General features: G+C 57.1%; 2 protein-coding genes. One reads left to right on the forward strand and one right to left on the reverse strand.

The window, feature by feature from the left end; genetic code table 11:
• Window positions 1-275 precede the first annotated feature (275 nt).
• On the reverse strand, window positions 276-536 hold the full coding sequence (locus tag NKJ17_RS33845) for a hypothetical protein (RefSeq protein ID WP_352478416.1): 261 nt from the start codon (window positions 534-536) through the stop codon (window positions 276-278).
• Between the two features lie 201 nt (window positions 537-737).
• Here NKJ17_RS33845 and NKJ17_RS33850 point away from each other — a divergent pair, with 201 nt between their 5' ends.
• The gene (locus NKJ17_RS33850; RefSeq protein WP_352692048.1) at window positions 738-971 is read left to right on the forward strand and encodes a DUF6894 family protein; all 234 of its coding nucleotides are present in this window, start codon (window positions 738-740) and stop codon (window positions 969-971) included.
• The last annotated feature ends 200 nt before the right edge of the window (window positions 972-1,171 follow it).

Consider the following 1,171-nt stretch of genomic DNA (forward strand, 5'->3'; position numbering starts at 1 on the left):
GACACCCGGCCCTCAAAGGCGTCGCTGCAGGCTTGCACCGCCAGATTCCACTTCGGTCCCCTCTCGGTCCACTTCATGAGTTCCTCGGCGGCACCCTCGACATTGTTGCAGCCGTAGGTGACCCCATGTCGGTCGGTCTTGACGTACACCGGAGGGGAGAACCAATGGGTTGCCATGAGGGGGGCCGCTCTGCGCTCATCATCGAAGACCGTGGGCATACCGCTTCGCGAACCTGAGGTCCGCTTTCGTTGCCAGACGGGCAGAGCGCCTAAACTTCAAATCGCACGGCCCAGAGCAGATGAAACTACAGCCGCATGTGTTGCCGGCAGTTCGAACAGCATGGGCAGGTGGCGACACTCGGCTTCGTCCACGATCAGCGCCTCAATAGTCGCGATGGAAAGATGGCTTCTGAGGCGCAGCCGGACAACCGCGGCGAGCTTGTGAACGGGCACCGGTACCGCCCCGGCGTACTGGTCTAGAAGATTGTTGATCTCGGCAACTACTTTTGGATCGACGGCGTGGGGCAATGGCAGCATGAGAGCGCTTCCTTTCGGAAGTAACTCTAAGCCGATCGGGGCGATGAGTCTTGGCGGGTACGTTTTTAACCAAATGTCGCGGACATCATTGGACGTCAGGTCACGCTCGTTAGCGTTGCGCGCATTAGAGCGGCCAGCGCCCGCTGCACAGCCAATCGCAACGCAAGCGTGAACCATTCTCGCGTTACTGTGTTTGTAGGTATGCCGCGCTATTTCTTCGACTTCACCGACACTGGCAAAGTCTTCCTTGACGTTGTGGGTACCGATCTCCCGGACCTCGAAGCTGCAAAGCAAGAGGCGGTGAAAGCCTTGGTCGAGATTACCAAGGATAAGCTGCCGGATGGTCCCTATAGAGAATTTGTGATGACCGTTCGCGACGAGTCCAACGAGACGTTCTTAGAGGCTATGATCAAGTTTGAGATGCGGGCGCGCTAGTTCTGCAAAGATGGTTTCCGATTGGTATCATCTAATAGACAGCTCTCGCTTACAAATAGCGAGTTTTCGGTTGAATGAGCGTCGCGCGCGCGCAGACATCGATGACCTTCGGCTCTCACTTGATGAAACCCGCCGCGTAATTGCGGCATCCCGTAAGCTGCTGGACCGGATGGCGAACCGGTTCGATGAACACGAGTGGA

Source organism: Mesorhizobium sp. M0208, from assembly GCF_040322015.1.
Lineage (GTDB): Bacteria > Pseudomonadota > Alphaproteobacteria > Rhizobiales > Rhizobiaceae > Mesorhizobium.